The following is a 25,719-nucleotide window of genomic DNA, read 5'->3' as shown; positions in this document are numbered from 1 at the left end:
ATTTTCGTCTTATTGGAAACCTTTGCCGTTCTCGGGCCTAATACGGCAAAGGATGCAACAATGCCGCGTTACTACTTCGACCTTCGCGACGACAACGGAATTGCCCTCGACGAGGAGGGGCTGGAATTGGCAAGCCCGCGCGCCGTTCGGGCCGAGGCCGCCAAGTCGCTTGCCGATATGGCACGCGATGCCGTCCTCTCGGCGCCGCCCACGGGCGGCAGGCAGACGATGGCGATCGACGTTCGCGACGCCAGCGGCCCCGTCATGCAGCTGACATTCTGGTTCGAGATCGAGACTCCGGCATCGCGATCGCAATCAGGCGATCATTGACGCGTCAACGACCTCGGCAGCGACTCTTCGGGATCCAGCACGGCGATCTTCCGGCCAAGCTGCCATACCTCGACCTTGCCGTGGCGTGTGAACTGCCGCGCGAAGCTGAGGGCGGAGGAATCCGACGGCGCCTCGAACGCTTCGGCGGAGCGGAAGATTCCGTTCTCGCCGATCAGATAAGCGCGATATTGCTGCATCATGTCGGTGCCCTCAGGCCGGGGGAGCGCAGCCAGGCCTCGATCTGCATGGCCGTTTCGTCCTGCCGGGCCCGGCGCAGCAGCATTTCGCGGCGGCGCCCCGGCGAGAGCGCGCGCGCTTCCTCGCGACAGCGCGTGGCTTCGTCGGCGAGTCTTTCGGTGAGAGTCTTGGTCTGTTTGAAACGACGGCGCGTCAGCATGGCGCTTCTCCCTGTTCGAGGAGGCGGGAGCGCGACTTGGCGTTCTCATCACCGATAAATGCCAAGGGCCTCGCGATGATGAGTGACCCTACGCCGCCGTCGGCGCCGAGTCTGTATCATTTGGTACGCTCGCAAATTAAATTTTCGGGAGAAAATTCAGACGCTTGAGCCACTTACTCAATTTGAGTGCGACACGAAACCCAGGTTCACTTTCGGACCAAAGCCGCCCCTCGGGTCGTTGCAAGACACCACCAAGGCTTGTTTCAAGGCTTTGTCTCAAGAAGCGCCTCCGAAGGAGCCGGCTGATGCGTTGCGGCGTGGCGTCCGCGCGCGGGCTCAGGCGCGAAGCGCAAGGTGCAGGAATTGGTTGAAGGCGCTCGCCTGGTAATCGGCGAACGCCTCGCCGTTGACGAAGCCGCGCTTGCGGTACAGCGCCAGCGCCGGCTCGAACGCCGGGCCGCTTCCGGTCTCCAGGCTCAGCCGGGTCAACCCGCGCGCTTCGGCCTCGCGCACGATGTGGTCCAGCAGCAGCGCCGCGACGCCGCGGCGCAGATGATGGGGGTGGGTCCGCATCGACTTCACCTCGGCGCCGCCGTCGCCCAGCTCTTTCAGCGCGCCGATCCCGACGACGTCGTCGCCCTCGCGCACCGACCACACGGTGACATCAGGTACCTGCAGCCCCGACAGGTCGAGCGCGAACACATGGCCCGGCGGCGAGTTCGCATGCATGCCGGCGAGATGCAGCGCGAGCAGGCGGCGGGTCGGTTCAGAGGTGAGATCGTCGGGGTGGATTGAGAACATGGGGGACCGTTTGGGAGCTATGTCGGCACTCGGATTGCGCCCGCACAATATGAAGCACAGAAGCGCTGGTTGACAACGTTCCCGTTTTGTTCTAGATTTCAAAATACTTCAACTGTTGGGCGAGCTAGGCAGAGGATCGCATCTCGTCCAAAAATTTCCGCGGGTCGTCGATGAGTAGCTCCCTTCTCGCTTTGGTCTTATTGAATAATCCGGTGACGCCGGACATGTCAGCGGTTGCAAAGGTCCTTCACGCCCGACATCCGGAGTTGGCAACGGAGACGATGGACGACGGGCGTGCTCAGCAGGCTCAAGCAGACTCGCCGCTCATTCGCTGCGGCAACGAGCTCGTCGCCGTCATGTCGATGCCGGCGCCCATCCCGGACGACGAGGGACTTTGGGCGCGCGCCGCCACGACATGGCCGGAGAGCAAGGCGGTGGCCCTCCGGCATCGAGGTCATGTGATCGTATCGATGCTCGGTAAGAGCGAACAGCCGCTGGTCGCCGCGCGCATCACGACCGCTGTCATCGGTGCGTTGATTGCGACGATGCCTGAGTGTTGCGGCGTGGTCTGGGCGGGCCGGGTCGCGCGGCCTGCCGATCTCTGGCGCGAAACGTCTCGCGATTCATTCGCACCATATCCTAATTACCCCTTTAGGCTATGGGTCGACATTCTTCCGTTCCGGACAGGCGCGAAGATCGCCGCGGTCACGATGGGACTGTCCGCCTTCGTCGGTCGTGAGATCGAGTTCGTGACCGGCAAGCTCACGCTTTCGGCGTTGTTCGACAAGGTGGCTGGGCTTGCCGTGTATCTGATCGAGCATGGCAGCGTGGTGAAGGACGGCGACACGATCGGCGCAAGTGCGAGCGAACGGATCCAGGTGCGTCACAGGAATTCCGACGCGTTTGGCGGGCTGCCGGTGTTTTACTGTGTGGATGAGTTCAAGCACTGATGTAGATGAGCGACTTACCATCGGTACTTGCCGCCAGATTCGTTGCCCGAGACCGAAGGTTTGACACGTCGGGCAAAACACATGCAGAATGGCATCATCGGAAGAGTCCGATAGCTCGCGGGAAGCCGCGGGCTTTTTTGTTGAGCAGTCGATCGTGGTCTCCGCCGCGCGTCATTGCGGGCACGCTTTTCAATGGGTTCAAGTCATGAGTGACGATAAAGCAATTTCTGCTGCAAAGCGGCCCAGAGCGCGAAAACGCCGCTTCTACGAAATGGGTCCCGATTTTAACGGAGGGCGACCGGGCTTTTGGGTTGCGGACGAGAGCGTCCTTCCCCCCCACAGAGTATATCGTCTGCCCGCTTCTACACCGCCCGTGCCTTACATGTTTGATAAATCCGATGGCAGTTTGCCCTATGACCTGGAGGTCTGCTTTCGCTGGTGGCTCGTTTCGGACCGGACAAAGGCTGTCTTCGAGCGGGTTGATCCGGAGGCATTTGTGTTTGTGCGGTGCGACGTGCGAGTGCCGCAAGGTCGCTATCATGGACCGGACTATTGGCTCTGCGATGTTGTTCGCGTCCTCGACGCGCTGGACGAAACGGAGTCCTGCTTGCGCATCGGTGTCCGGGACGATGTTCGCTACATAGACCACGGTCAGAAATACTACGGGTTCATTCCCGGCTACAAACTGGTCTTCAGAGAGGCCGCGATCGGTAACGCGCACATCTTCCGCATGGCCTACGACGAGGCGACTGTCATATGCGATCAAGAGTTCAAGGACGCTTGCAAGTCGGCGGGGCTGAGGAGAATTCGGTTTCGCGATCCCTCAAAAAGCCGATATTGATTCGCGCCATCCTGAGAAATGAAGTCTGTTCGCTGGTGGGCGGCAGTGCATACTCGGAACAGGTGAGAAACGCCGGCCGCCTTGGCTTCAACGATGACCAGTTCAGACTTAGCGATTTCTGCTAGCGGACAAGGCTGGCGCCTGCGAGCGGATGGCGGCGGGGCGCGCCAGTACTTCTTCCCGATAAAATAGAACGAAATAAAGCCCACGCTTTGGGGCCGGTAATCAATTCGCGCTCCATGGGCGTCGACTGCGGGCGGTCTGATCGAGCGATCGCCTGCACGCCATAGTACTTCAGGAAAATTGCAACCTTGTTTGACGAACGCGCGGGCGTTCCCGCCGCGGCAGCGCTTGCGCGCCTAATCCACTCACCTTGCCAGCTCCCATACTCAATGAAACCCCTTTGTGAGGGTGCATGTCGATTTTTTTCGATCACCACATCATTCCAGAGCGCTTTAGAGACTACCCCGCGTTTCGCGGTATCGACAAGAAGACGTTCGATATCGACGCGCCCGCAAACCGAATCTATTTGCCAGCAAATCGGGAACTCGCTGCAAAGTTGGAGGTGTCGCCCCATCCGAGCAGACACGTGGGGCCGTATGGCGACCTCATTTGTAAGAGGCTCAAAGAGATCGCAACGATCGGGAGTCCGGCCGAGCGACTTGTGGAGATCAAGACTCTTATCGATGCTATGCGCGTTGGCTTCCTTAACGGCCATCTCTACACCAATGTGCCTATCGGTAAAACACAAGAGGAAGTCTACCAAGGGGTCGAGAAAGTTTTGACGGACCCCAAGGCTTACCGCGATCAATACCCGGATCAATTGAGGACCATCAGAGATGTCGAGCGAAGGGGAGCGGACGCCGGTCAGGACCACCTGATCAAATGGCTGCTCTACCTGGACGATCCGGAGCGGCAGAAACTGATAGATGAGGCAATTGCTCGCAATCCTGACGTCAACATCACCGCTGGCAATCGCGACCTGCGCGGAACGAATTGGTCCAAGTTCGAAGCGTTGGATCCCTCTTCGGACCCTTTTCGCGTACCCGGCTCAACATCGGCCAACCCGAGCGACTTTCCGCCGCTGCCGGGCTACAGCTCACCTCCGCGTGCCGGTCTGAACGAACAGGAAGGGTTTGCGCGAAGTGATCCCCGCTTCACACGTGCGCTGCCACCGTTTCCCACGCTAGATCCCAATGAACGGATCGGTCAATTGCCTCCGACAACGGCCGCTCCATCAGATCCGCTTGTGCTCCAGTCCGATCCGCACTCCGGAGTGACGTATCCGTACTACGAGAATCCGTTGGCTGGAGGCGCATCTCCGGAGCGTGATGTTCTTCCTTTGTTGGCCGGAGGGGCCGCCCTCGGCTTAGCGGCGCCTTCTATCCTCCCATGGCTGTTCGGTATTGGAGGCATCTTGGCGGTCACGCGAACTGCCAACGCGCAGGAGAGTAGTTCCGGCGGCACGATGGGCGCGGCTACTCCTGGCGGAGGAGTGTTCTCGACAGGAGCGTCGCCGCTCAACATCATCGGCAATGGACTTAACGTCGACAGCGCGGCCAGTGGCCGCGGCTCTTCGGCTTCATCGACATTTGGGCGGCAGGTGGGCGGAGCTTCCTCGATCGATCCAGAGACTCGCGCTAGCACTTTTGCAGATCGCTTTGGCAGCTGGGCCGGCACGCCAGACGGCACTGCACCTGCCGAGCCGGCAAACGTGGATAGATTACCAGACGCTCCTGCAGGCGGATCGGTCGCGCCCGAAAACGTTCGGCGCCTCGCCCGCGTCAATGAGTCCAACGCGGGCAGCGTGTTCACGTCCGGCAGTGCGCCGGTCCCGCATCTGCTGCCTTCCACGGAATTCAACGAGCGGTTCGGCAACTGGACCGTGCCGACCACTGGCAGCGCGCAACCGCAACCCAGCAAGCCAATCGGTCTATTTGCCGACGAGCCGAGCTACGTCATTCCACCCCCGATCTTCGGAGTGGACGGTCCAGGCAATCCGCATAGTGACGCTGAGGAGTGGTTTTCGCGGTGGATACGGCCGTTGCTTTGACCAGAGTAAAGGTTGCGGAGCGGCGAGTATGCCGTCGGATCGTTCGTTTGACACGTCGGGCAAAACACCGGCAGAATAGCATCATCGGAAGAGTTCGGATCGAGCCCGCGGGATGCCGCAGGCTTTCTTTTGGCTGAGCAGTAGGCCGTATATTCATTAAAGAGTGTCTGTTCATGAGGGCCAACCGGAAATCTTCTAGTCGGCCAGAGCATTACTGCTTCTGACCGATTCCGTTGAGGTGAACCTCATCGCACAGGCGCCGCTCTGACCGGATGCCGAAGCAGTAACCAATCAGCAGCATCCGGATCATCAGCTCCGGATCGATCGAAGGCCGACCGATGTTGCTGTAGAAAGGTGCCAGGTCCCGCTTGATCTCTTGAAAAGTCGACAAACCTGTCGATCGACCTGAGCAGGTGATCGGCGGGAATATGCTTCTCAAGTGAGAACTCGTAGAACAAAGCGGCCCGGCGCATATAATGCCTGGCCGGAATCCCTGCGCTTATCACCGGAGTAATTGGCCTTTTGGCCCGAAGGCGAGGTTCGGGCGGCGTCCTCCGTTGTCGGCTCGTTGGGTAGACCGGAAGCAACCGGCCGACCTTCCAAGCAGCGCCAGTGACCCGTAGCAGACTTTTGGCATATTGAGCGGATGCAGCCACATTGCTATGCTTCGTTCACATCGTGCCTTAGGTCTGATGGGCAGGCTTGATCAGGCTTACGGACTGCAGCCTGCAATTTGGAAATTGGAATTCTTGAAGCCATAGGCCCCGCCTCCGGACGCATTTCAAAATCGGCCGGGGAATGTTCATGGACGTCATTTCCCTCCGTTCTTCCCCTTGACTCGGAGGCGGGCTTTTTCTGTCAGCTTGATCGAAAAAGTGATTCCGCCATGTCCATTCCAAAAAACATAACCCAATGCACTTCAGTCAATCGCCACAACAGAAGCACGGCGTGCCACTACTTAGTTGTTTTAATGCTTTCAGTTTGCATCCTTCAGCTCGCAAGCAGTACGGCGCAGACCCAGTGCGCAGCTCGCGATGTTTTGGAGAGACAGCTGAAATTCAAGACACGCGCGTCCGAAGCGCCTCAACGGCTTATTGAATCCGAGCGTGACATTGCGATATGGAAGACAATTGCAATAGGCACGTTCGCCGACTCACTTAAGCTGCGCGATGCACTGGACAGCATGCGATGCAGTGTGGGCAGCCAAGCGGGCGAGATCCTTGCCCGACCGTCCTTTATTACTGCTTCTCAGAAGACAGACATGGAGCTTGCACTCGTCTCCCCGACGCAACTTGGGTTCACGAGCGATAGTGTGACGTTAGCTGACCTTTACTCACGGGCTCGAAAACTCGGCCTTGAACTCGCACCGGCAGAGGTCGGACCACAATTGCGCATCCAATATTTCGACCAGCCCGTGGGCGAGTTCCTCATCATCGGAATGGAGCCGATCATGACCTGGAGCGGGGACCCGATTATTCTGAATGTAGCAAATGGCGGCGCCGGATTGATCCTCATCGGCCAAGACGGTAGAGCCGAAGCCGAGATACCTGCCACGTCTCGGATCGTTTTTGCGCGCTCGCATAAACTTGCGGCCAATACCAATCTCGTCGATCAAGCTGCTGCAGTTCCGCGCGAGTAAGGAGGGTGAACTGGCCCATCGGCGACCTTCAAATGATGTCCGCTGTTTGTGCTCCTCTGGAGAGACGAGCGGACATCAGGGGCCGCCGAACCAGGCGCCCAATTCAGGAGTACGGGCGCTACGCCGCCGCAGGCGGCCCGAACCACCGCAGCAATGTCTCCTCGAGCGCGTGTTGGTTCTCGTTTCCGACCCAGGCCACGTGGCCGTCGGGCCGCACCAGCACTGCGTCTGGCGCAGCGACCTGCCCGATGACCGGAAGCTCCCACACGCCATCGGTGCCGGCGTCGACGACATTGATGCAATCCACCCAGGGCGTTGCGGCAATGCCGCCTCGCTTGCCGAAATTGAGCAGCACGCCCCGCGCGCCGTGCAGCAGCGTGAACAATTTCAGCTTCCGTCCTTCGACCGTCAGATCGAGATCCGGCATGCGCCGCCCCAGCAGCGCGTGGCCTCCGCCGAGATCGTAAGCGATGTCGAGCCCGCTCATCATGGCGCCAAAACGTTTGCGCGGCTCGTCCATGCCGAGCAGTTCGGAGACGGTGTCGCGTGCGGCCTTGAGGCCGTCCTCGCCGCGGCGGAGCAGGGCGATCTGCGCCCTGGTGTTCTTCAGCACGCGCGCGCCAACGGGATGGCGCTCGGCGTGGTAGCTGTCGAGCAGGCTGTCCGGCGAGATGCGATGGACCACCTGCGCCAGCTTCCAGCCGAGATTGACGGCGTCCTGCACGCCGATGTTGAGGCCTTGCCCGCCGACGGAGTGATGGATATGCGCGGCATCGCCGGCGAGCAGCACGCGTCCTTTGCGATAGGTGGTGGCCTGCCGTGCCGCATCGGTGAAACGGGAGATCCAGGCGGGATTTTGCAGTCCGAAGTCGGTGCCATAGACCGCGACGAGGGCATCGCTGAGATCGCGCAAGGAGGGCTCGCCGGTGCGCGTGAGCGTTGCTTCCGTCACGACGACCAGCACGCGTCCGCTCTCGGTCTTGCTGAGGCCGTGAAAGCCGAGCGCATCATGACGCAGGCCCCATGCCGGCGCCTCGCGCATCTCGACCTCGGCCATGAGGTTGCTCAGCGTCGGTGAGGTGCCGGCAAAATCGATGCCGGCGGCCTTGCGCACCAGGCTGCGACCGCCGTCGCAGCCGACGAGATAGTCTGCGCGCAAGGTCTCGCCGCCGGCGAGCGTCACGTCGATGCCGGTTTCGTCCTGTGCGAAGCCCGTGAGCTCGACATTGCGATAGATCGGCACTTTGAGCTCTTCGACCCAGTCCGCCAGGATGCGCTCGATGTGGCTCTGCCGCAGCGCCAGCCCGTAAGCGTGCCTTGTGGGGAGATCGCTGATGTCGAGCCGCGTCCAGGCAAAGCCCGCGAGCTGGACGATCTGTCCCTCGCGCAGGAAGCGATCCGCAACGCCGCGCTGATCGAGGATCTCGATGCTGCGGGCATGCAACCCGCCGGCGCGCGTGCCGACGAGACCCTGGCTCGCGCGCCGCTCGAGGATGGCGACATCGACCTTTGCGAGCGCGAGCTCGGCAGCCAGCATCAGCCCGGTCGGGCCGCCGCCGGCGATCACCACGGCATGGTCGGGCGGCATCTGGTTCCGCGCGTCGGCTCCCTGTGGCTGACGGCGTGAACGGGACGTCGGAAGCAATGCAGGCATGTCGTGACCCCTCGGCTGGTTGCTTTGGATGTTTGCTGGGTCGGGGGTTCTACGGCAGAGGCGGGGACTTGAAGCAAGCCCGTTGCGCACCACATATTGAGTTGGGAGGAGGGGCTTCCTCTTCCGCGTTCGCCGCGTTGACACGTCGGGCAAAACACCGGCATGATGGCATCATCGAAAGAGTTTGGTTCAGCCCGCGCAGAGCGATCTGCGGCGGGTTTTGTTTTGCGGGATTGGACGGTCAGCAAACGCCGGTGGTCCGCTGCATGATGTCGGCGAGCTCCTCGAACGAAAACGGCTTCCTGATCATCGGAAGGCCGCCGCGCCGGGGCTCGCGACCCGACAATTGCAGCATCTTCAGCTCCGGGCGGACGCGCTTGGCCAGCTCGGCCAGTTCATGACCATCCATGCCGGGCATGTTGATATCGGTGATGAGGATGGAGATGTCCTGGTTCTGCTCGAGCCGGCCGAGTGCATCCGGGCCGCTTTGGGCGCTGATCACCTCGCAGCCGAGATCTTCCAGCATGCCCACGATCACGTCGAGGACGGCGGGATCGTCGTCAACAACCAGGACAGTGTGGCTCATCGCAGGAACATTCCTTCTGACGAAGCATTCAACGCGCCTCTCGCCGGATAAGTTCCAGCAAAGGCCCGGCCGCGTAAACGGATGTCGAGACTTCGGGCAAAACATCGGCAGAACGGCATTATCGAAACGCCCGCCGGGCGCCGGTCCGCCTAATCGTCCTTCGACAAATCGCCCGGTTTGGCGGGAATGTCGATGGTGCCGCCATCGCCGTGCACGAGATCGCGATTGCTCTGCTTTGTCTCGCCGGCGTCTTCGATGATCGCCTCCTGCGGCTCGCGCTCCTTGTCGATGCGCGGCTTGGCTCCGGGCAATTCTCGCGATGTCTCTGGTGACGTCATCTCAAATGTCATCTCACCGATCCTCCTGATCGGCTAACTTTCGCCGGGCCGGTAAGTTCGTTTGACGCGTCGGGCAAAACACCGGTATGTTGGCATCATCGAAAGAAGTTTGGTTCAGCCCGCGCGGAGAATATCCGCAGCGGGCTGTTTCATTTCAACGGGGCTTTGACACGTCGGGCAAAACACCGGCATAGTGACATCATCGAGACGAGTTTGGTTCACCCGCGCGGAGCACATCCGCCGCGGGTTTTTTCGTCTCGGTTTTCGAGATCGGACGGCGGCGGCGCATTACGGCCACGCACTCGTCAAACCTGGAGCGCCGATCGGCGCGCCGTCGTCCGTACCATTGCCGGCCGTGCACGCGCGAACGTGCCGGCCCGCGGCGCTGGGGCCAATTGCCCGCGCCGCTGCGGTCTCCGGAAGACACGGAGATAGGGTTCGCGCCCGAAACGATCGCGCCTCGCCTGGCGCGATCTGCCGCGCATTTTCTTCGCTGGGAGGATCGATGACTGCCTATCTGATATCGCTCGCGCTCGCGGGCCTGGTCGCAATCGTGCTGTGGGAGATGCTGTCGTGAGCGAGGATACGGAATGCGAGCTTGCAAGCGAGCCGTCCCCCAAGCCCGCGGCCAGGAAGACGTCGAGGGCGCGGAGCCTGACCGAGATCCGCTCGCTGGCGCGCAGCCACACCAGGACGGCCCTCAGGGTTCTCGTCGGCATCATGCGCAGCGATGACGCGACACCGGCCGCGCGCCTTTCGGCGGCCAACGCCATCCTCGATCGCGGCTGGGGCAAGGCCGCACAACCGGTCGAGAACGGCGAAGACGGCGCGCCGGAATTGGTCCACCGGGTCGAGCGCGTCATCGTGCGCCCGGAAGACGCCGTCGAGGGCGATGCCGGTCCGAAGGCTTGAGATGCCGGATATCTCGATCTGGTGTTCGCTCGACCTTCGTTTGGTGCCGGGGTGGAGAATGCGGCCGAGAGAACGCCATCCTTGCTTATCCTTGGTCTTTCGTAAGTGCCCCTTTGCCCGACCTAAACACTCCAATACCGACGGTCCTAGTTCTTGCTCTGCTTGCTGGTCCGGCGCTGCCCGGCATAGGCGCGCTGCACCTGGTCGCTGCAATAGGACAGGTGTCGGCCATCGCCGGTGAAGTGTCCGTTGTTGATGATCCAGAGGATGACGGTCTTGTCGTCGATCTTCTTGAACATCAGGTTCTCGCGTTCCGGAGTCGTGTCCACATTCTGTACGCTGACGGCGTCCCTGTCTGACGCCGGCTGCAATGTGCAGTCGGCGCCGATCCGGACCGTGTCGGGAAGCTGAACCCGGGTGCGGAAGATCTCGCACTTGTTCGAGGCCGTGACGATCGACTTCCTGGCGAACGCAACGACCGTGTCGCTGAATTTCGCGCAACGTTCCTCGAAGTCGGCCCCCACTGCAGCGTAGACGCCATCTTGCGGATGAGCGCTCTTGAGAGTGAGCTCTAGTTCGGCCTTCCGCTTGGCTTCCTCGGCCTTCTGCTTGGCCTCTTCCTTGGCTCTCAGCGCGGCCTCAGCGAGCGAGCGCTGAGTCTTCAGAGGGCAGTAGGCCGCATGCCAGGGAGGATCCCTGAGCTTCCCATTCAGGCTCTTTTGGACGGAGATCGCCGACGTATCGAGCCGTTTGATGAACATGATCTCGTTGAATTTTCTGCTCTCCCAGTTGGGGTCGCGAGGGTTAAGGTTCTGCGCCAGATTGTAATCGTCGCAGACCATTCAACCTTCAGCGCGCCTGGGCCAACATCGGTGATTTTCTTGACGTCGCAGACCCATTCGTAACCGCTGACCGACTTTTCGCCGAGATCGATCGTAAGGCCGCCGCTGTCATCGCAGTTCGACTGGAAATCCTTGCCGGGTTCGGCGTAGACGCCGGCCTTGGGACGCCATTTGTCGAATGTCGGAGCAGGCGGTTCCTGCGCGAAGCCAGGAAGTGCGAGAGCGACCAGCGCAGCCGCGGAGAGAGGCTGGCCGATTGCGCGACGAATAACCCTGTTCACGTAAGCCCCCTCATTCCCGGCGAATGCGGCATGTCTTTCACGAAGCCACCGCGCGCGAAATAGTTAGTGGATCAGCGAGAGTTGAGCAAGCCGTCGCCCGCCAGCGAAACGGTGAGGACAGCTGCTTGTCAATTCGCGTGAAGCTCTCGCGCTCTCAAAAGGATTTTCAACATGTGGGACGACATGATGCGACGTATTCTTCAACCTGTCGAGGGCATCTCGCCTCACGTTACGAGTCCATACGGCGCGGCGACAGGCAGGCCCCGCGGATCAAGTAACCCGCACGGGGCATCGATTTCAATTTTGTCGGTGGTCAAGAGGCGCGGCTGAACACGAACCACCCGGAATTGCGGTCTCCCGTGAATGGCGTCGTTGAGCGCGCCGGTGATGATCAGTGGGGGACGCGCCGGCTTACATTCCCGGGTATCAGCGGTATCTGCAAAACGCGGATATGGTGCCGGGGACCCGTCCCGAAGATGTGCGGGTTTTGAGGAGGATGCCTGCCGGAAAATCGGGGCGATCTGCCTTCAACTCGAATGATCCCGTACCGCTGCCCGCTACTCCGCCCGGCGCTTCGTTTCCGTCTTCGCTACAAAACGACTTCGAAGGACGATACGGAACCTGGCCTTCGCTTTCCAGAGGCGGCGTTCCTGTTGGCGTCAATCAAACTCAGCAAGGGCAACTTGAAACTCCAAACACCGAGGACTGGTCCGCGATGTGGCGCAGGCGCACCGGCCTGCCCTAGGGCGAGCGAGCGCATCCATTGTCTATCCTGAAAATTCCGACGGCCAAGATCTTCGAGCCGCTGCTGAAACCCGCCCGCTACAAGGGCGTCTATGGTGGACGCGGCTCGGGAAAGTCGCATTTCTTCGGCGAGCTCCTGGTCGAGACCTGCCAGGCCGAGCGCGGTACGCTCGCGGTCTGCATTCGCGAGGCGCAGCGTTCGCTGGCGCAATCTTCCAAGCGTCTGATCGAAGGCAAGATCTCGAGCCTGCGCCTTGGCCACGGCTTCAAGCTGTTCAGTGACAAGATCGAGACGCCCGGCGACGGGCTCATTATCTTCCGCGGGCTTCAGGATCACACGGCCGACTCGATCAAGTCATTGGAGGGATTTCGCATCGCCTGGATCGACGAGGCGCAATCCTTGAGCGCGCGCAGCCTCGCGCTGCTGCGGCCGACGATCCGCGCCAAGGACTCCGAACTCTGGGCGAGCTGGAATCCGCGCCGCAAGAGCGATGCAATCGACGACTTTCTGCGCGGGCGCAAGCCCGACGGAGCCATGGTCGTCAAGGCGAACTGGCGCGACAATCCCTGGTTTCCGGACGTGCTCGGGGAGGAGCGGTTGCTGGATCAAAAGCTCTACCCCGAGCGCTACGACCACATCTGGGAGGGCGAGTATGCCCGCGCCTTCGAGGGCGCCTATTTCGCCTCGCTGCTGTCGGAGGCGCGTGCCGGGGGGCGGATCGGAAAAGTCTCCGCCGATCCTCTGCTTCCGCTCCGTGCCTTCATCGACATCGGCGGAGCCGGTGCTGCGGCGGATGCTTTCACGATGTGGATCGTGCAGTGGGTGGGCAGCGAGATCAGAGCTGACTTCCAGCACCTGCGGCGCTGGCGAATGAGCGTGGAACAAGCGCAGAGCTACACCTTCAAGGCGGTGATCACAGTCATTGCGACCGGGCTGATGGGTGCGGTCTGGCTCGGTGTCAAGGTCGTGCTGGGCAAGTGAGCCTCGACCGCTACGGAGTCGCAGGTCGCGCACTCCCGATTACCCCGCCAATAGGTATTCCATGTACAGAATTCGTATCGTCGATGCGGACGATGATGAGACTGCCGAGATTCTCGGCGATTTGCACCGGCTGACATTCTTCGGTGGGGCGGCCCTGCCGCAGTTCGAATCGGGGTCGTGGTGGCTCGCCTATCACGATGATGACGCGGTTGCCTTCGCCGGCGTCGTGCCGTCGACGCATGCGCGAAGAAGTGGATATTTTTGTCGGGTCGGCGTCTTGCAGCGGCATTGGGGACGGGGACTTCAACTCAGGCTGATGCGAGCGATCGAGGCGCGAGGGCGGCGTCTGGGATGGGACAGCATCGTCTCCGATACGACGGACAATCCCGTATCTGCCAATAATTTCATCCATGCGGGTTATCGGCTGTACGAGCCCGAATCGCCCTGGGCCTGGTCGCATACGCTTTATTGGCGAAAGTGGCTGCGCTGAGCAATTGGAGTGGTTTCCCGTGATGCGGAACGTGACCTTCTCGGACTAGATTTGCTGCGCAGGATGCGCGCAGCCTCCATACGCTCAAATATCTGACGGCCCGGCAGCTTGACGCTGCCGGGCCGTTTTTGCGTTTCAGGTGAAGCGAGCGAGGCCCTTGCGAAGTTGGCGGCGCCGGGCTTTAAGTTTGCTCTTGCAGGAAATTCGGCGGCCATAAGCCGATGTAAGGGAGCGCTATCGATGCCGACCAAGCCTCAATTGCCGGAACGTTCGTCGCGAGCGATGGAAGGGCCGAGTGCGCTCGACGGTCTGCTGGTCATCGATTTCACGCGTGTCGTCGCCGGCCCGGCCTGCACGCAGACGCTTGCCGATTTTGGCGCGCAGGTCATCAAGATCGAAAATCCCGACGGCGGCGACGACACACGCGCCTATGAACACGCCGAAATTGGCGGCGAAAGCGCCGCCTATCTCAGCCTGAACCGCAACAAGCGCGGCATTGCGCTCGACCTTGCCGTGCCAGAGGCCCGCGAGATCGCGCTGGATCTGATCCGCAAGGCGGATGTGGTCGTGGAGAATTTTTCGAGCGGGGTCATGAAGAAGTTCGGGCTCGACTATGACGCGGTCGCCCCGCTCAATCCCCGGCTGGTCTATTGCTCGATCTCCGCCTACGGACGCTCCGGACCGTTCGCCTCCCGCCCCGGCTTCGATCCCATCACGCAGGCGGAGAGCGGCTTCATGTCGCTCAACGGATTTGCCGACGGTCCGGCGGTTCGTACCGGCCCTCCCATCGTGGACATGGCGACGGGGATGTCTGCCTGTAACGCCATCCTGCTCGCGCTGTTGGCCCGGGACCGGCTTGGCCGCGGGCAGCACGTCGAAGTCGCCTTGTTCGACGTTGCGATGGGGATGACCGGCTTCTACGGCATGGCGTATCTCATCAATGGCGAAAACCCCGGCCGGTTCGGCAATTCGCCGAGTGGGTCTCCCACCGTCGGCGTCTATGAGGCCTCCGATGGGCCGCTCTACATGGCCTGCGCCAACGATCGGCTGTATCGCCGGCTCGTGGTCGAGGTGCTGAACCGGCCTGATCTCATCACCGATCCGCAGTTTGCCTCGCGCAAGGCCCGTTCCGAGAACAAGGAGCTTTTGCGGGCAGCCATTGCGGAGGTCTTTGCCAGCGATACGCTCGAGAACTGGATGGCGAAAATGAAGCTGGCCAATATTCCGGTCGGCTATCTCCGGACGGTCGAGGAGGGGTTCAATGCGCCAGAGGCTCGCGAGCGCCATCGCTTGAGCCGCATTCCGCACCGTACAGCGGAATGGGTGCCCAACATCGAGCCGCCGATTACCATGAGCCTGACCGCCGCGATCGATCCCGTTGCGGCCCCGCTGTTAGGCGAGCATACCGAGGACGTCTTGCGCAGCATGCTCGGCTATGACGAACGTCGGATCGCGGAGTTTACCCGGAAGGGCGTATTTGGCCCGGGCAAGCCCTCTACTCCGGTTTAAGCCGGAGCCGTCAGTCCCTGGCAACAGGCGTCACGCGGTATGTGAATCGATGCTTCGTGATGCCTGCTGCATTGGCTTGATTTGGTAAGGGGCCGGCCGCATAAATACGCCAAAGTGAGGGAAGCGAATGGCGCCTGGTCGAAAGCCGAGCATGGGTCAGCCCACCGGGCCGGAAGCCGGCGAACGCGCCTATGCGGCGATGATCGCGAAGGCCCGGGCCCTCGTGCCGCGACTACGAGAGCGGGCGGTGCGGACGGAGGAGCTGCGGCATCTCCCGTCGGAAACCGAGATGGACCTCCATGAAGCCGGCCTGTTCCGGATGCTTCAACCGGCACGGATCGGCGGCGCCGAGCTCGACTATGTCGCTCTTGTCGACTGCGCTGAGCTGCTCGGACAGGCGGATGCGTCGGTGGCCTGGAATCTCGCCAATCTGGCGAGCCATCACTGGATGCTCGGCATGTTCGAGCAGAAGGCGCAGGATCTGGTCTGGGGCCGTGATCCGGATGCGCTGATCGCATCCTCATTCATTTTTCCCGCCGGACGCGCCACGCGGGTCGAGGGCGGTTATCAGCTGCGCGGCAGCTGGCCATTCTCCTCCGGGGTTGCCTCCTGCGAATGGAACATGCTTGCAAGCGTGGTCTACTCCGACGACGAGGCCGACGGCATCGAGTATCGCATCTTCCTGCTGCCAAAAGGCGACTACAACGTGCTGGACACATGGAACGTCGCGGGATTGCGCGGGACCGGGTCCTGCGACGTGGAGGTCAGGGATGTCTTCGTGGCTGACCATATGACAGTCGCCGTCGGCGACCTCTCAGGCGGCCCGACGCCGGGAAGCACGGTCAATCCAAATCCGCTGTATGCGCTGCCCGTGTTCTCGCTGTTCCCATACGTCCTCTCCGGTGTCGCGCTGGGGAATGCGCAAGCGTGCCTCGACGATTATACGGAGGTCGCACGTCATCGTATTTCAACCTACAACCGGGCCAAATTGAGCGATTTTCAAAGCACCCAGATCAAGATCGCGGAGGCCTCGGCGAAGATCGATGCCGCGCGCCTGATCATGCGCTCGGCGTGTCTCGATGCCATGGAGGACGCGCGGCTTGGTCACATCCCCGGCATGGCGACCAAGACCCGTTATCGGCGCGACGGATCTTTTTCGGTGAACCTGTGCACGGACGCGGTCTCGATGCTGTTTGCCGCGAGCGGCGCGCGCGGTCTGTTCACGACAGGCGTGTTGCAGCGGCAATTTCGCGATGCGCACGCGATCAACTCGCATCTCGCATTCAACTTCGATGCGGCCGGGACCAACTATGGACGGGTGGCGCTGGGCCTGCCGTCCGAAAATCTCACGCTGTGAGGCCGGCCGATGAATGATCTGCCGCAGCAGCCCGGCGCTCCCGATCCCGCCAACGAGTTCGCGAGCGACAGCTCGTCGATCGATCCTCGCGACTTTCGCAACGCGCTCGGAACCTATGCAACGGGCGTGACGATCATCACGGCCGCAGCGCCTGACGGCAAGCCCTACGGGCTGACTTGTAATTCGTTCGCCTCCGTCTCGCTGAACCCTCCGCTGGTGCTGTGGAGCCTGGTCGTCTATTCCTCCAGTCTGACCATCTTCCAGAATGCCAGCCATTTCACCGTCAACGTGCTTGGTGCTTCGCAGCAGGCGCTTGCGACAAAATTCGCCAAGTCGTCGGACGACAAGTTCACAGGTGTGGACTGGGCGCCGGGCCTCGGCGGAGCGCCGGTGCTTGCGGAGAGCGTCGCCAACTTTCAATGCCGCTCCGTGAATCGCTATTATGGCGGCGACCACGTGATCTTTCTCGGCGCGGTCGAGGCCTATACCTACGGTGCGAAGGAGCCGCTGCTCTTCGCGCGGGGGACGTTCGGCCGATTCCTCGCAGATGACGAGCGCAAGACGTCGCCTTGACGTGCTTCAGATCTCGCTCGACGGCTTAGCGCTCTGCCGCTGAAAGTTTGTAAATCTCCAGTGCGTCCGCTTCCGCGCCGCGCGCGGCCTTCGCGAGCCTGAAAAGTTGTCCCGCAAGAGAGGCCATCGGCACCGGTGTCGATGTCGCCTGCGCGACGTCGGCGACCGTATCGAGATCCTTGAGCATCGTGGCAATGTGACCGAGCGGTGGCGAGTGAATGCCTTGCACCATTCTGGGCACGAAAAGCTGGAGCGGGATCGAGTCCGCAAAGCCGCCGGCGAGCACTTCGGGCAGGCGATTGGCGTCAATACCGGCGTTGACGGCCAGGCGCGTGGCTTCCGCGAGGACGGCCATCGCGCATCCCACGATCACCTGATTGCAGAGTTTCGTGGTCTGGCCGGCTCCGGTCGGGCCCATGTGGGTGAACCTGCGCGCCATGGCCAGCACGTAAGGGCGTACCCTCTCGATCTCGTCTGCTTCTCCGCCGGCCATGATCGCAAGGGTACCTTCCTCGGCGCCTTTCGTTCCGCCGGAAACCGGTGCATCGATCCAGCCGGCGCCATTGGCGGCTTTCAGTCGCTTTGCCAGATCGCGGGCGGCGTCGGGATGTATCGACGAGAAGTCGACGACAAGCTTGCCTGCGCCGGGCGCTGCCGCGAGCCCGTCAGGCCCGAAGATCACCTCCTCGACGGCCGCGGCATCCGTCACGCACATGAAGGCGATATCGGCGTTCGTCAGGAGATCACGAGGCGTGGCAGCGCGCCCGGCTCCGGCCTCGGCGAGCGGAGCCACCTTGCCCTCCGAACGGTTCCAGACAGTGACCTGATAGCCGGCCTTGAGCAGGCGTCGGGTCATCGGCGTTCCCATCAGGCCAAGGCCGAGATAGCCGAGCCTCTCGACGCCTTGCGGGTTTGCCTTGCTCGCATCAGCCATAGGTTGCCTCCTTCTGCCGCAGCGCGACGTGGCTTTACCATACATTGCGCGTCGGACGGCAAAACCGCCGGGCTCGCATGGCTTGCCTGATTGTTTGAACCATGAAAGATTTGAGCCCGGTCGGGGTTGGGTGGCGCCGGTCGGCGCCGGAGCAGCGGAGTGGGCACGATGCGAACCGTTTCGAAATGGATCCTGGCTTTGGGGGCGGCCGCCGTGAGCGCGGGGGCAAGCCCGTCATGGGCGCAGCAGACGATCCGCGTCGGTTGGACGATCCCGGCCGAGGAATCAAAGTACTGGATGATGCGCCGCCCGGCTGAATTTCCCAATCTCGGCAAGACCTACAATATCGAATGGACCCAATTCCAGGGCACCGCACCGATGACGCAGGCCTTGGCAGCCGGCGCGCTGGACTGCGCGACGCAGGCTCCGCTGTCGCTCGCCAATGGTGTGGTCGGCGGCAATCTCAAAGCCTACATCGTGGCGCAGCACGTGTTCGAGAAGCCCGGCGGCTTCTCGGTCTATTGGGCTGTCCTGGATGACTCGCCCATCAAGACGATCGCTGATCTCAAGGGCAAGACGGTCGGCATTTCCGTGATCGGCGGCGGCACGCAAGGCCCGTTCAACCTGCTCCTGAAGCAGAATGGCGTCGATCCAACCAAGGATATCAAGCTGGTCGAGGTCGGCTTTGCCGTCTCCGAGGATGCGCTGCGTCAAGGCCGCGTCGATGCGGTCAACATGAACCAGCCGTTCGCCGCGCGGGCAGAGGCAAAGGGCGGCACAAGGAAGCTCTTCTCGCTGTCCCAGGCCATGCCGAACATCGTGCATATCCTGGAGGCTTGCCGTGCCGATTTCGTCGACAAGAACCCGGAACTGGTCAAGGCCTATGTCCGCGATATCACCTCGGGCATGAAGAAGGCGCTGGCCAACCGCGAGGAGACTCTCAAGGTCGTCAATGAGGTGCTGAAGGCGCCCATCCCGGTGCTCGAGACATACCTGCTCAAGGACAACGATTTCGGCCGTGATCCAGGTGCGGCGCCGAACTTCCCGGCGATCCAGAAGATGCTGGACATCTACGCCGAGACCGGAATGCTGCCGAAACTGGATGTGGCGCAGTTCAAGCATCCGACGATCGTCGCGCCGCTGCAATAGGCGAGCGAACGATCCTAACGAGGAGCGTGCGGCGTCCTGGATGATCCGGGACGAAGCACGAAGAAGATGCACGTATGAAGAAGTTGCGATCACGCGTCACCACAGACGGCCTCGACCGGGCTCCGCACCGCGCATTCATGCGCGCGATGGGGCTCGACGACGCTGCGATTGCCAAGCCGATGGTGGGCGTCGTCAGCATGAAGGGCGAGCAGACGCCCTGCAACATGACACACGATTTTCAGGTGGCGGCGGCCAAGACGGGTATCGAAGAGGCTGGCGGCACGCCGCGCGAATTCTCGACGGTGTCGGTCTCCGACGGCATCAGCATGAACCATGAGGGAATGAAGTTCTCGTTGTTTTCGCGTGAACTGATCGCCGACTCGATCGAGGCCGTCGTCCACGGTCTGGCCTACGACGCGCTGATCGGATACGGCGGATGTGACAAGACGCTTCCCGGCGTGATGATGGGCATGGTTCGCTGCAACGTGCCCTCAATCTTCATCTACGGCGGCAGCGCGCTGCCGGGCCGCGTGGATGGGCGCACGCTGACGGTGCTCGATTCCTATGAGGCTGTCGGCAGCTTCATGACTGGTGAGATCGACGGCGCCACGCTGGAGCGGATCGAGCGTGCCTGCTTGCCGACGATCGGCGCCTGCGCCGGCCAGTTCACCGCCAACACCATGGGAATGGTCTCGGAGGCGATGGGCCTGACCATTCCCAACGTCTCGATGGTGCCCGGTGTCTATGCAGAGCGTGCGCAGATATCGCGCCGCGCCGGACGCCTGATCATGGAGATGCTGGAACGCGGCGGACCGTTGCCGCGCGACATCGTGACGCGCAAGTCCCTGGAGAACGGTGCGGCGATCGTTGCCGCAACGGGTGGCTCGACCAACGCCGCGCTGCATCTGCCCGCAATCGCCAACGAGGCCGGCATTGCATTCACGATCGATGATGTGGGCGAGGTCTTCGCCAGGACGCCGTTGATCGGAAATCTGCGGCCCGGGGGCAAATACACGGCAAAGGATGTCTACGACATCGGCGGTGCGGCGGTCGTGATCCGTGAGCTGATCCAGAGCGGGCATGTCGATGGCAGCTGCTTGTCCATCACCGGCCGCACACTTGCCGAAGAGTATGGCGCCGCCAACGCACCCGATGGAGAAGTTGTGTATGCGGCCCGCGCGCCGATCATGCCTGACGGCGGCGTAGCGGTGCTGAAGGGAAATCTCTGTCCCGACGGTGCGGTGATCAAGGTCGCAGGTTTGAAGAGTCAATTCTTCGAAGGCGTGGCGCGCGTTTTCGAGGATGAGGAAGCCTGCGTCGCGTCGGTTCGTGACCGCAGCTACAAGGCAGGCGAGGTCCTGGTCATCCGCAATGAGGGACCGGTCGGCGGTCCGGGCATGCGCGAGATGCTTGGCGTCACTGCACTGATCTACGGGCAGGGCATGGGTGAAAAGGTCGCGCTGATCACCGATGGCCGGTTCTCTGGCGCGACCCGCGGCATGTGCATCGGCTACGTAGCCCCCGAAGCATTTGTTGGTGGTCCGCTTGCACTCGTTCGCGATGGTGACAGGATCCGGATCGATGCCGCAAACCGGCGGATGGATGTGCTGCTCGATGAGCAGGAACTCACAGCGCGGCGACGAGATTGGAAGCAACGTCCGCCGCGTCACCGGGCAGGCGCGCTTGCAAAGTATGCGCGGCTGGTTGGGCAGGCGCCGGGTGGAGCCGTGACGCATGAAGGCCCGGCAGAATGGCCGTGGTTCGAATGACGCACCGCACGGGACCGAAAACGACCGCCTGTCTGGCAGGTTTCTTAGCTAAGCTCGTGCCGCTGACCGAGAACGTTCAGCGGGTTCGTCGAGAAATGTTCGCGCGAGTGAGGCGAGAGACGGGATGACGGTAGTGCCTGCGAGATCGAGCGAATGGGTGAGACCGGTGAGATCACAAGAGCCGGCTTCTGCGATCATCGAGATCGACCGCGTCTCGCAGGTCTTTCAGACCTCGGCGCGCAAGGATCATGTGGCGCTTTCCGACATCTCGCTGACGATCGAGGAGGGCGCCTTCGTCTCCATCCTCGGGCCGTCCGGCTGCGGCAAGTCGACACTGCTTTATATCGTCGGTGGTTTTGTCAGCCCGACCAGCGGCTCGGCGAAGATCAAGGGACATGCGATCACGGGGCCCGGTCCGGATCGCGGACCGGTGTTCCAGGAATTTGCGCTGTTCCCCTGGAAGACCGTGCTGGGCAATGTGATGTACGGCCCGCGTCAGCAAGGTGTGCGCGCCGCCGAGGCGGAAGCGCAGAGCCGGGCCCTGATCGAGATGGTTGGCCTCAAGGGCTATGAGAGTTTCTACCCCAAGGAATTGTCGGGCGGCATGAAGCAGCGCGTGGCGCTGGCGCGGACGCTCGCCTACCATCCCGAAGTTCTGCTGATGGACGAGCCGTTCGGCGCGCTCGACGCGCACACAAGGACGCGCCTGCAGAACGACCTTCTCAACATCTGGGAGCGCGACCGCAAGACGGTGCTGTTCGTCACCCATTCGGTAGACGAAGCCGTCTTTCTCTCGGATAAAGTCGTGATGATGTCGAAATCGCCCGGCCGCATCCGCGAGGTCATCGACATCGATCTGCCGCGACCGCGCCGCCGCAACGAGCTGTTGCTCGACCCGCGCTATCAGAAATACGTCGTCGATATCGAGCGCATGTTCGATGAAAGCGACGAAGCCGGGCCTGCCTCATGATGTCGTCAGCCACCTTGATCAGACGGGCCGCTCCGGTGCTGGCCTGCATCGGGTTGCTGGCCGTGTGGCAGGTTGCGTCGCTTGCGCTGAAGAACGACAGCTTCCCGACGGCAACCGAGGCGATCCGGGCAATTCCGGATATTCTCGGCGACAAGGAATCCCTCATCAACATCCTGGCCTCGCTTCGCCGCATGGCGATCGGGTTCGGTGTGGCGGTGCTGGTTTCGATTCCGCTGGGCCTGTTGATGGGACGCAGCCGCGGCGTCGCGGCCTTTTTCAATCCGCTCCTGATGGTGATTTATCCGGTGCCGAAGGCCGCCTTGATGCCGATCATCATGCTTTGGCTGGGCGTCGGCGACGTCACCAAGACATTGGTGATCTTTCTGGGCGTCAGCCTCCCCGTGATCTATCACAGCTTCGAGGGTGCCAAGGCTGTCGAAGAGAAGATGCTGTGGTCGGGTGCCGCGATGGGGCTTTCGCCGGCGCAACGCCTGGTGCGGATCGTGTTGCCCGCGGCGCTGCCGGAGATCCTGACCGGCTGCCGCACGGGACTGGTGCTGGCGTTGATCACGATGATCACCAGCGAGATGATCGCCCGCCAGTCCGGCGCCGGCAACATCCTGTTCAATGCGCTCGACATGGGTCAGTACGACACCGTCTTTGCGATGATCATCATCGTGGGCGCGATGGGAATCTGCCTCGACGCGATTTTTGAAAGGGTTCGTGCCAGGCTCGTGCGTTGGTCCGAGCCTCAGTTCGACATGCCGCTGAGCTTTTCGTGATGTCGCGCATTCTCTCCGCAAACGTCCTTCTTGGGATTGCCCCGATCGTGCTGGTCATTGCGTTGTGGCAAGGCCTGGTGTCGTTCGGCTTCGCGCCCGCGGTCTTGCTGCCGCCGCCGGGCTTCGTCTTCGGCCGGCTGCTCCAGCAGCTCGTGACGTGGACGTTTCAGCAGGAGATCGCGGCAACTCTGATCCGGCTGTTTGCAGGGTTCGCGATTGCGGTCGTGCTGGGTGTCAGTATCGGCATTGCCGCCGCCGCCAATCCGGCGATCAACGCCGTGGTTCGGCCGATCGTGCGCGTATTGGCCCCGCTGCCCAAGGTCGCGCTCTATCCGGCACTCCTGCTTTTGCTCGGATTCGGCCACGGGTCGAAGATCACATTGGTGGCCGCGGACGCGCTCTTTCCCATTCTGCTCTCGACCTATTACGGTGCATCGACCGTCGAGCAGAAGCTGATCTGGTCGGCGATGGCGGCGGGAACGCCGCGCTACGAAATCCTCTTCAAGGTGGTGCTGCCGGCGGCGATGCCGTCGATCCTGACCGGATGCCGGATCGGGCTTGTCATTTCCTGCATCGTGGTGTTTCTGGCCGAGATGATCACGTCGACGGACGGATTGGGGCATGCGCTCGTGACAGCGGCGCGAACTTTCCAGGCCGTCGATATGTTCGTACCGCTGATCACGATCTCGCTGCTGGGCCTGATCCTGAATGGCCTGCTCGGGGCGCTACGCTCGTACCTGCTGCGGGGCTTTCCCGAGGCGTGAACTGACCAAGAAGAACAGAAGACCGGGAGTGAACCATGCTGGCTGATCGCATCGAGGCAAAATGGATCGACGCATTCTGCGAGATCTTTGAACGTTGCGCCGTCAAGGCCGGCGATACCGCGGCGATCCTGTCGGAAACCCAGTCGCGTGCGTTGAATGTGCATCTGGCGGAGCTCGCGCTGCTGCGCATGGGTGCCCGGCCGTTTCACGTGGTCATGCCGACACCGCGCAATCGGAATATCGTTCCGGTTCGCTCGACAGGGGCGAGCGAGGCGATCCAGAAGCTTGGTCCGGTCATTACCGCGCTTCAGCAGGCCGGCTTCGTGGTGGATTGCACCATCGAGGGCCTGATGCATGCGGTGGAGACGCCGGAGATCCTCAAGGCCGGCGCGCGGATCCTGGTGATCTCCAACGAGCATCCCGAGGCGCTGGAGCGGATGGTGCCGGATCCCGCGCTCGAGAAGCGCGTTCGTGCGGCGGCCAAGATGTTGCGGGGGACCAAGCGGATGCGGGTGACGTCGAAGGCCGGCACGGCGCTGGATGTCGACATGGTCGGCGCGTCCACGGTCGGTGTGTGGGGCTGGACCGACAAGCCCGGCACGCTGGCGCATTGGCCCGGTGGAATCGTCGTCAGCTTCCCCAAGAGCGGGACGATCAACGGCACGCTGGTGATGGCGCCGGGCGACATCAATCTCACTTTCAAACGCTACCTCACATCACCCGTGAAGATGACCTTGAAAGATGACTATGTCGTCGAGCTGGAAGGCGAGGGCACGGATGCCGCGATGATGCGCGCCTATCTTGCTGCCTGGGGCGATCGCGAGGCTTATGCCGTCTCGCATGTCGGTTTCGGCATGAACCCCGGTGCGCGCTATGAAGCGCTGTCGATGTACGACCAGCGCGACACCAATGGCACCGAGATTCGGGCCGTCTCCGGCAATTTCCTGTTCTCGACCGGTGCCAACGAATTCGCCGGCCGCTACACGGCGGGGCATTTCGACCTGCCGATGATGGGAACGACCATCGAGCTCGATGGCGTCGCGGTCGTTCGCGAAGGCGTGTTGCAGGACGTCTTCGGCTAGTTGCGGTCGAGCACGGGTGGGCGAGCCAGGTCGAAGTGGCGGAGCAGATCCACCATGGCCTGAAGCCGTCTTACGCGATAGGCGTCAACGTCCATGCCCGAATAGTCGAGGAAGCCGGCACCCGTGCGCAAGCCGATCCTGCCTTCATGCATGTTGCGTGAGATGACGTCCGGCGCGCGGTAGCGGTCGCTGCCGAGCGCGCCTTCGAGATAGCGACTGGCGTAGTACAAGATATCGCCGCCACCCCAGTCGATGAACTCGAGCAGTCCGAGCACGGCGTAGCGGAACCCAAAACCGTAGCGGATCGCCTTGTCGATCTCATCGGCACTGGCGACGCCTTCCTCGACCATGCGTGCGGCCTCGTTCATCGCCAGCGCCTGGATGCGCGGAACGATGAAGCCGGGCGTCGCCGCGCAGACGACCGGGACCTTGCCGATGCCTTCGAGCAGTCCCTTGACCTCGTCGACGATGGCGGGGTCGGTGGCTCTGCCGGGCGAAACCTCGACCAGCGGGATCAGGTAGGCCGGATTGAGCCAATGCACGTTGAGGAAGCGCCGAGGATTCACGATCGCGCCGGAGAGATCATCGACGAGGATGGTCGACGTCGTCGATGCCATGATCGTGTCGGGTCGGACCTGCCGTGAGGCTGACCCCAGCACCTCGCGCTTGAGCTCGACGACCTCTGGAACCCCTTCGAAAACCATTCCGGCCTCGGATAGCGCTGCCCCGCTCTGGCTGGCGGGCACCACCGAGACGCGCGCGATGAGCGGATCGACATCGGCCTCCGTCAGCAGCCCCAGCTTGGACAGGCTGGCAAAGGTCTTCGTGACCTCGCCGAGCGCGTCGGCCTCAAGCTTGGCGAAGTCTTCTGCGCTACGGGCCTTGACGTCGATCATTGTGACCTGATGGCCAGCGTAGGCAAACGCGACCGCGATGCCGCGTCCCATGCGGCCCGCCCCCAGACAGACGATATTGGCGCGATTGGTCATC

The 25,719-nt window shown here is 62.1% G+C and carries 25 protein-coding genes and 2 pseudogenes; 17 read left to right on the top strand and 10 right to left on the bottom strand.

Features of this window, described 5'->3' with window-relative positions; all coding sequences use genetic code 11:
• Window positions 1–60 precede the first annotated feature (60 nt).
• Window positions 61–330 carry a DUF6894 family protein gene (locus XH81_RS01500; protein WP_028142618.1) on the top strand — a complete coding sequence of 90 codons (270 nt, stop codon included), beginning with the start codon at window positions 61–63 and terminating at the stop codon, window positions 328–330.
• Here XH81_RS01500 and XH81_RS01495 read toward each other — a convergent pair.
• The 3 genes from XH81_RS01495 to XH81_RS01485 all read right to left on the bottom strand — a co-directional run bounded on the left by XH81_RS01495 (window position 324) and on the right by XH81_RS01485 (window position 1,528).
• The gene (locus XH81_RS01495; RefSeq protein ID WP_028142617.1) at window positions 324–530 is read right to left on the bottom strand and encodes a hypothetical protein; all 207 of its coding nucleotides are present in this window, start codon (window positions 528–530) and stop codon (window positions 324–326) included. The genes XH81_RS01500 and XH81_RS01495 overlap by 7 nt on opposite strands.
• Window positions 527–727: a hypothetical protein gene (locus XH81_RS01490; RefSeq protein ID WP_028142616.1), complete on the bottom strand. Its 201-nt coding sequence runs from the start codon at window positions 725–727 to the stop codon at window positions 527–529. Before XH81_RS01490 ends, XH81_RS01495 begins: the two co-directional genes overlap by 4 nt.
• Before the next feature lie 336 nt (window positions 728–1,063).
• Entirely contained in the window at window positions 1,064–1,528 is a 465-nt protein-coding gene (locus XH81_RS01485; protein ID WP_028142615.1) for a GNAT family N-acetyltransferase, read from the bottom strand.
• Window positions 1,529–1,698: 170 nt separating this feature from the next.
• Between XH81_RS01485 and XH81_RS01480 the strand changes: the two genes are divergently transcribed.
• The 3 genes from XH81_RS01480 to XH81_RS01470 all read left to right on the top strand — a co-directional run bounded on the left by XH81_RS01480 (window position 1,699) and on the right by XH81_RS01470 (window position 5,372).
• Entirely contained in the window at window positions 1,699–2,478 is a 780-nt protein-coding gene (locus tag XH81_RS01480) for a DUF4261 domain-containing protein (protein WP_028142614.1), read from the top strand.
• An 88-nt stretch (window positions 2,479–2,566) separates the two neighbouring features.
• Complete coding sequence (locus XH81_RS01475; protein ID WP_081494332.1) at window positions 2,567–3,319, top strand: imm11 family protein; 753 nt, start codon at window positions 2,567–2,569, stop codon at window positions 3,317–3,319.
• A gap of 415 nt (window positions 3,320–3,734) precedes the next feature.
• Window positions 3,735–5,372, top strand: a complete 1,638-nt coding sequence (locus tag XH81_RS01470; protein ID WP_028142613.1) for an AHH domain-containing protein — start codon at window positions 3,735–3,737, stop codon at window positions 5,370–5,372.
• A gap of 232 nt (window positions 5,373–5,604) precedes the next feature.
• On the opposite strand, the pseudogene XH81_RS01465 reads toward XH81_RS01470, so the two are convergent.
• A pseudogene (locus tag XH81_RS01465) lies at window positions 5,605–5,845 on the bottom strand (transposase); the annotation flags it as partial.
• 413 nt (window positions 5,846–6,258) lie between these two features.
• On the opposite strand from XH81_RS01465, the gene XH81_RS01460 reads away from it, so the two are divergent.
• The gene (locus XH81_RS01460; RefSeq protein WP_028142611.1) at window positions 6,259–7,011 is read left to right on the top strand and encodes a hypothetical protein; all 753 of its coding nucleotides are present in this window, start codon (window positions 6,259–6,261) and stop codon (window positions 7,009–7,011) included.
• Window positions 7,012–7,129: 118 nt separating this feature from the next.
• Here XH81_RS01460 and XH81_RS01455 read toward each other — a convergent pair whose 3' ends face one another.
• The 3 genes from XH81_RS01455 to XH81_RS01445 all read right to left on the bottom strand — a co-directional run bounded on the left by XH81_RS01455 (window position 7,130) and on the right by XH81_RS01445 (window position 9,601).
• Window positions 7,130–8,665 (bottom strand): FAD-dependent monooxygenase, encoded by a 1,536-nt coding sequence (locus XH81_RS01455; protein ID WP_271595645.1) that lies wholly within the window; start codon window positions 8,663–8,665, stop codon window positions 7,130–7,132.
• Window positions 8,666–8,906: 241 nt separating this feature from the next.
• The gene (locus tag XH81_RS01450; protein ID WP_028142609.1) at window positions 8,907–9,251 is read right to left on the bottom strand and encodes a response regulator; all 345 of its coding nucleotides are present in this window, start codon (window positions 9,249–9,251) and stop codon (window positions 8,907–8,909) included.
• A 149-nt stretch (window positions 9,252–9,400) separates the two neighbouring features.
• Complete coding sequence (locus XH81_RS01445) at window positions 9,401–9,601, bottom strand: hypothetical protein (RefSeq protein WP_028142608.1); 201 nt, start codon at window positions 9,599–9,601, stop codon at window positions 9,401–9,403.
• A 561-nt stretch (window positions 9,602–10,162) separates the two neighbouring features.
• On the opposite strand from XH81_RS01445, the gene XH81_RS01440 reads away from it, so the two are divergent.
• Window positions 10,163–10,501: a hypothetical protein gene (locus tag XH81_RS01440; RefSeq protein WP_028142607.1), complete on the top strand. Its 339-nt coding sequence runs from the start codon at window positions 10,163–10,165 to the stop codon at window positions 10,499–10,501.
• A 146-nt stretch (window positions 10,502–10,647) separates the two neighbouring features.
• Here XH81_RS01440 and XH81_RS01435 read toward each other — a convergent pair whose 3' ends face one another.
• Complete coding sequence (locus tag XH81_RS01435) at window positions 10,648–11,343, bottom strand: hypothetical protein (protein ID WP_028142606.1); 696 nt, start codon at window positions 11,341–11,343, stop codon at window positions 10,648–10,650.
• A 1,044-nt stretch (window positions 11,344–12,387) separates the two neighbouring features.
• Here XH81_RS01435 and XH81_RS38540 point away from each other — a divergent pair.
• The 5 genes and pseudogenes from XH81_RS38540 to XH81_RS01410 all read left to right on the top strand — a co-directional run.
• A pseudogene (locus XH81_RS38540) lies at window positions 12,388–13,008 on the top strand (PBSX family phage terminase large subunit); the annotation flags it as partial.
• 403 nt (window positions 13,009–13,411) lie between these two features.
• Window positions 13,412–13,840 carry a GNAT family N-acetyltransferase gene (locus XH81_RS01425; protein WP_028142604.1) on the top strand — a complete coding sequence of 143 codons (429 nt, stop codon included), beginning with the start codon at window positions 13,412–13,414 and terminating at the stop codon, window positions 13,838–13,840.
• Between the two features lie 240 nt (window positions 13,841–14,080).
• Window positions 14,081–15,349 (top strand): CaiB/BaiF CoA transferase family protein, encoded by a 1,269-nt coding sequence (locus tag XH81_RS01420; RefSeq protein WP_028142603.1) that lies wholly within the window; start codon window positions 14,081–14,083, stop codon window positions 15,347–15,349.
• 151 nt (window positions 15,350–15,500) lie between these two features.
• Window positions 15,501–16,706 (top strand): acyl-CoA dehydrogenase family protein, encoded by a 1,206-nt coding sequence (locus XH81_RS01415; RefSeq protein ID WP_028142602.1) that lies wholly within the window; start codon window positions 15,501–15,503, stop codon window positions 16,704–16,706.
• A gap of 9 nt (window positions 16,707–16,715) precedes the next feature.
• Window positions 16,716–17,279, top strand: a complete 564-nt coding sequence (locus XH81_RS01410; protein ID WP_028142601.1) for a flavin reductase family protein — start codon at window positions 16,716–16,718, stop codon at window positions 17,277–17,279.
• A 25-nt stretch (window positions 17,280–17,304) separates the two neighbouring features.
• Here the strand turns inward: XH81_RS01410 and XH81_RS01405 are convergent, their stop codons facing one another.
• Window positions 17,305–18,213, bottom strand: a complete 909-nt coding sequence (locus XH81_RS01405) for an NAD(P)-dependent oxidoreductase (protein WP_028142600.1) — start codon at window positions 18,211–18,213, stop codon at window positions 17,305–17,307.
• A gap of 168 nt (window positions 18,214–18,381) precedes the next feature.
• Between XH81_RS01405 and XH81_RS01400 the strand changes: the two genes are divergently transcribed.
• From XH81_RS01400 to XH81_RS01375, 6 genes are all read left to right on the top strand, one after another.
• Window positions 18,382–19,362, top strand: coding sequence for an ABC transporter substrate-binding protein (locus tag XH81_RS01400; RefSeq protein WP_028142599.1), 981 nt, complete (start codon window positions 18,382–18,384; stop codon window positions 19,360–19,362).
• Between the two features lie 74 nt (window positions 19,363–19,436).
• Window positions 19,437–21,131 carry a dihydroxy-acid dehydratase gene (ilvD, locus tag XH81_RS01395; RefSeq protein ID WP_028142598.1) on the top strand — a complete coding sequence of 565 codons (1,695 nt, stop codon included), beginning with the start codon at window positions 19,437–19,439 and terminating at the stop codon, window positions 21,129–21,131.
• A 124-nt stretch (window positions 21,132–21,255) separates the two neighbouring features.
• Window positions 21,256–22,101 (top strand): ABC transporter ATP-binding protein, encoded by an 846-nt coding sequence (locus tag XH81_RS01390; protein WP_049801790.1) that lies wholly within the window; start codon window positions 21,256–21,258, stop codon window positions 22,099–22,101.
• Complete coding sequence (locus XH81_RS01385; RefSeq protein ID WP_028142596.1) at window positions 22,098–22,883, top strand: ABC transporter permease; 786 nt, start codon at window positions 22,098–22,100, stop codon at window positions 22,881–22,883. The genes XH81_RS01390 and XH81_RS01385 overlap by 4 nt, the downstream gene beginning before the upstream one ends.
• Window positions 22,883–23,647 carry an ABC transporter permease gene (locus tag XH81_RS01380; RefSeq protein WP_246553911.1) on the top strand — a complete coding sequence of 255 codons (765 nt, stop codon included), beginning with the start codon at window positions 22,883–22,885 and terminating at the stop codon, window positions 23,645–23,647. Before XH81_RS01385 ends, XH81_RS01380 begins: the two co-directional genes overlap by 1 nt.
• 35 nt (window positions 23,648–23,682) lie before the next feature.
• Window positions 23,683–24,729, top strand: coding sequence for a peptidase M29 (locus tag XH81_RS01375; protein WP_028142594.1), 1,047 nt, complete (start codon window positions 23,683–23,685; stop codon window positions 24,727–24,729).
• Here the strand turns inward: XH81_RS01375 and XH81_RS01370 are convergent.
• Window positions 24,726–25,718, bottom strand: coding sequence for a 3-hydroxybutyryl-CoA dehydrogenase (locus XH81_RS01370; RefSeq protein ID WP_028142593.1), 993 nt, complete (start codon window positions 25,716–25,718; stop codon window positions 24,726–24,728). The two genes, XH81_RS01375 and XH81_RS01370, sit on opposite strands and share 4 nt — an antisense overlap.
• Between the last annotated feature and the right edge of the window lies 1 nt (window position 25,719).

Source organism: Bradyrhizobium sp. CCBAU 25360 (assembly GCF_028128695.1).
In the GTDB taxonomy this organism is placed as follows: domain Bacteria; phylum Pseudomonadota; class Alphaproteobacteria; order Rhizobiales; family Xanthobacteraceae; genus Bradyrhizobium; species Bradyrhizobium ottawaense.
This window is presented reverse-complemented; position numbering and strand designations above follow the sequence as displayed.

Excerpts from the sequence above, each read along its gene's own strand:
- XH81_RS01410 (WP_028142601.1), top strand. The coding sequence starts at position 16,716 with ATGAATGATCTGCCGCAGCAGCCCGGCGCTCCCGATCCCGCCAACGAG.
- XH81_RS01475 (WP_081494332.1), top strand. The coding sequence starts at position 2,567 with ATGGCATCATCGGAAGAGTCCGATAGCTCGCGGGAAGCCGCGGGCTTT.
- XH81_RS01480 (WP_028142614.1), top strand. The coding sequence starts at position 1,699 with ATGAGTAGCTCCCTTCTCGCTTTGGTCTTATTGAATAATCCGGTGACG.
- XH81_RS01390 (WP_049801790.1), top strand. The coding sequence starts at position 21,256 with ATGACGGTAGTGCCTGCGAGATCGAGCGAATGGGTGAGACCGGTGAGA.
- XH81_RS01425 (WP_028142604.1), top strand. The coding sequence starts at position 13,412 with ATGTACAGAATTCGTATCGTCGATGCGGACGATGATGAGACTGCCGAG.
- XH81_RS01380 (WP_246553911.1), top strand. The coding sequence starts at position 22,883 with ATGTCGCGCATTCTCTCCGCAAACGTCCTTCTTGGGATTGCCCCGATC.
- XH81_RS01445 (WP_028142608.1), bottom strand. The coding sequence starts at position 9,601 with ATGACATTTGAGATGACGTCACCAGAGACATCGCGAGAATTGCCCGGA.
- XH81_RS01470 (WP_028142613.1), top strand. The coding sequence starts at position 3,735 with ATGTCGATTTTTTTCGATCACCACATCATTCCAGAGCGCTTTAGAGAC.
- XH81_RS01415 (WP_028142602.1), top strand. The coding sequence starts at position 15,501 with ATGGGTCAGCCCACCGGGCCGGAAGCCGGCGAACGCGCCTATGCGGCG.
- XH81_RS01400 (WP_028142599.1), top strand. The coding sequence starts at position 18,382 with ATGCGAACCGTTTCGAAATGGATCCTGGCTTTGGGGGCGGCCGCCGTG.
- XH81_RS01420 (WP_028142603.1), top strand. The coding sequence starts at position 14,081 with ATGCCGACCAAGCCTCAATTGCCGGAACGTTCGTCGCGAGCGATGGAA.
- XH81_RS01485 (WP_028142615.1), bottom strand. The coding sequence starts at position 1,528 with ATGTTCTCAATCCACCCCGACGATCTCACCTCTGAACCGACCCGCCGC.
- ilvD (WP_028142598.1), top strand. The coding sequence starts at position 19,437 with ATGAAGAAGTTGCGATCACGCGTCACCACAGACGGCCTCGACCGGGCT.
- XH81_RS01455 (WP_271595645.1), bottom strand. The coding sequence starts at position 8,665 with ATGCCTGCATTGCTTCCGACGTCCCGTTCACGCCGTCAGCCACAGGGA.
- XH81_RS01490 (WP_028142616.1), bottom strand. The coding sequence starts at position 727 with ATGCTGACGCGCCGTCGTTTCAAACAGACCAAGACTCTCACCGAAAGA.
- XH81_RS01460 (WP_028142611.1), top strand. The coding sequence starts at position 6,259 with ATGTCCATTCCAAAAAACATAACCCAATGCACTTCAGTCAATCGCCAC.
- XH81_RS01450 (WP_028142609.1), bottom strand. The coding sequence starts at position 9,251 with ATGAGCCACACTGTCCTGGTTGTTGACGACGATCCCGCCGTCCTCGAC.
- XH81_RS01375 (WP_028142594.1), top strand. The coding sequence starts at position 23,683 with ATGCTGGCTGATCGCATCGAGGCAAAATGGATCGACGCATTCTGCGAG.
- XH81_RS01385 (WP_028142596.1), top strand. The coding sequence starts at position 22,098 with ATGATGTCGTCAGCCACCTTGATCAGACGGGCCGCTCCGGTGCTGGCC.
- XH81_RS01435 (WP_028142606.1), bottom strand. The coding sequence starts at position 11,343 with ATGGTCTGCGACGATTACAATCTGGCGCAGAACCTTAACCCTCGCGAC.
- XH81_RS01500 (WP_028142618.1), top strand. The coding sequence starts at position 61 with ATGCCGCGTTACTACTTCGACCTTCGCGACGACAACGGAATTGCCCTC.
- XH81_RS01370 (WP_028142593.1), bottom strand. The coding sequence starts at position 25,718 with ATGACCAATCGCGCCAATATCGTCTGTCTGGGGGCGGGCCGCATGGGA.
- XH81_RS01495 (WP_028142617.1), bottom strand. The coding sequence starts at position 530 with ATGATGCAGCAATATCGCGCTTATCTGATCGGCGAGAACGGAATCTTC.
- XH81_RS01405 (WP_028142600.1), bottom strand. The coding sequence starts at position 18,213 with ATGGCTGATGCGAGCAAGGCAAACCCGCAAGGCGTCGAGAGGCTCGGC.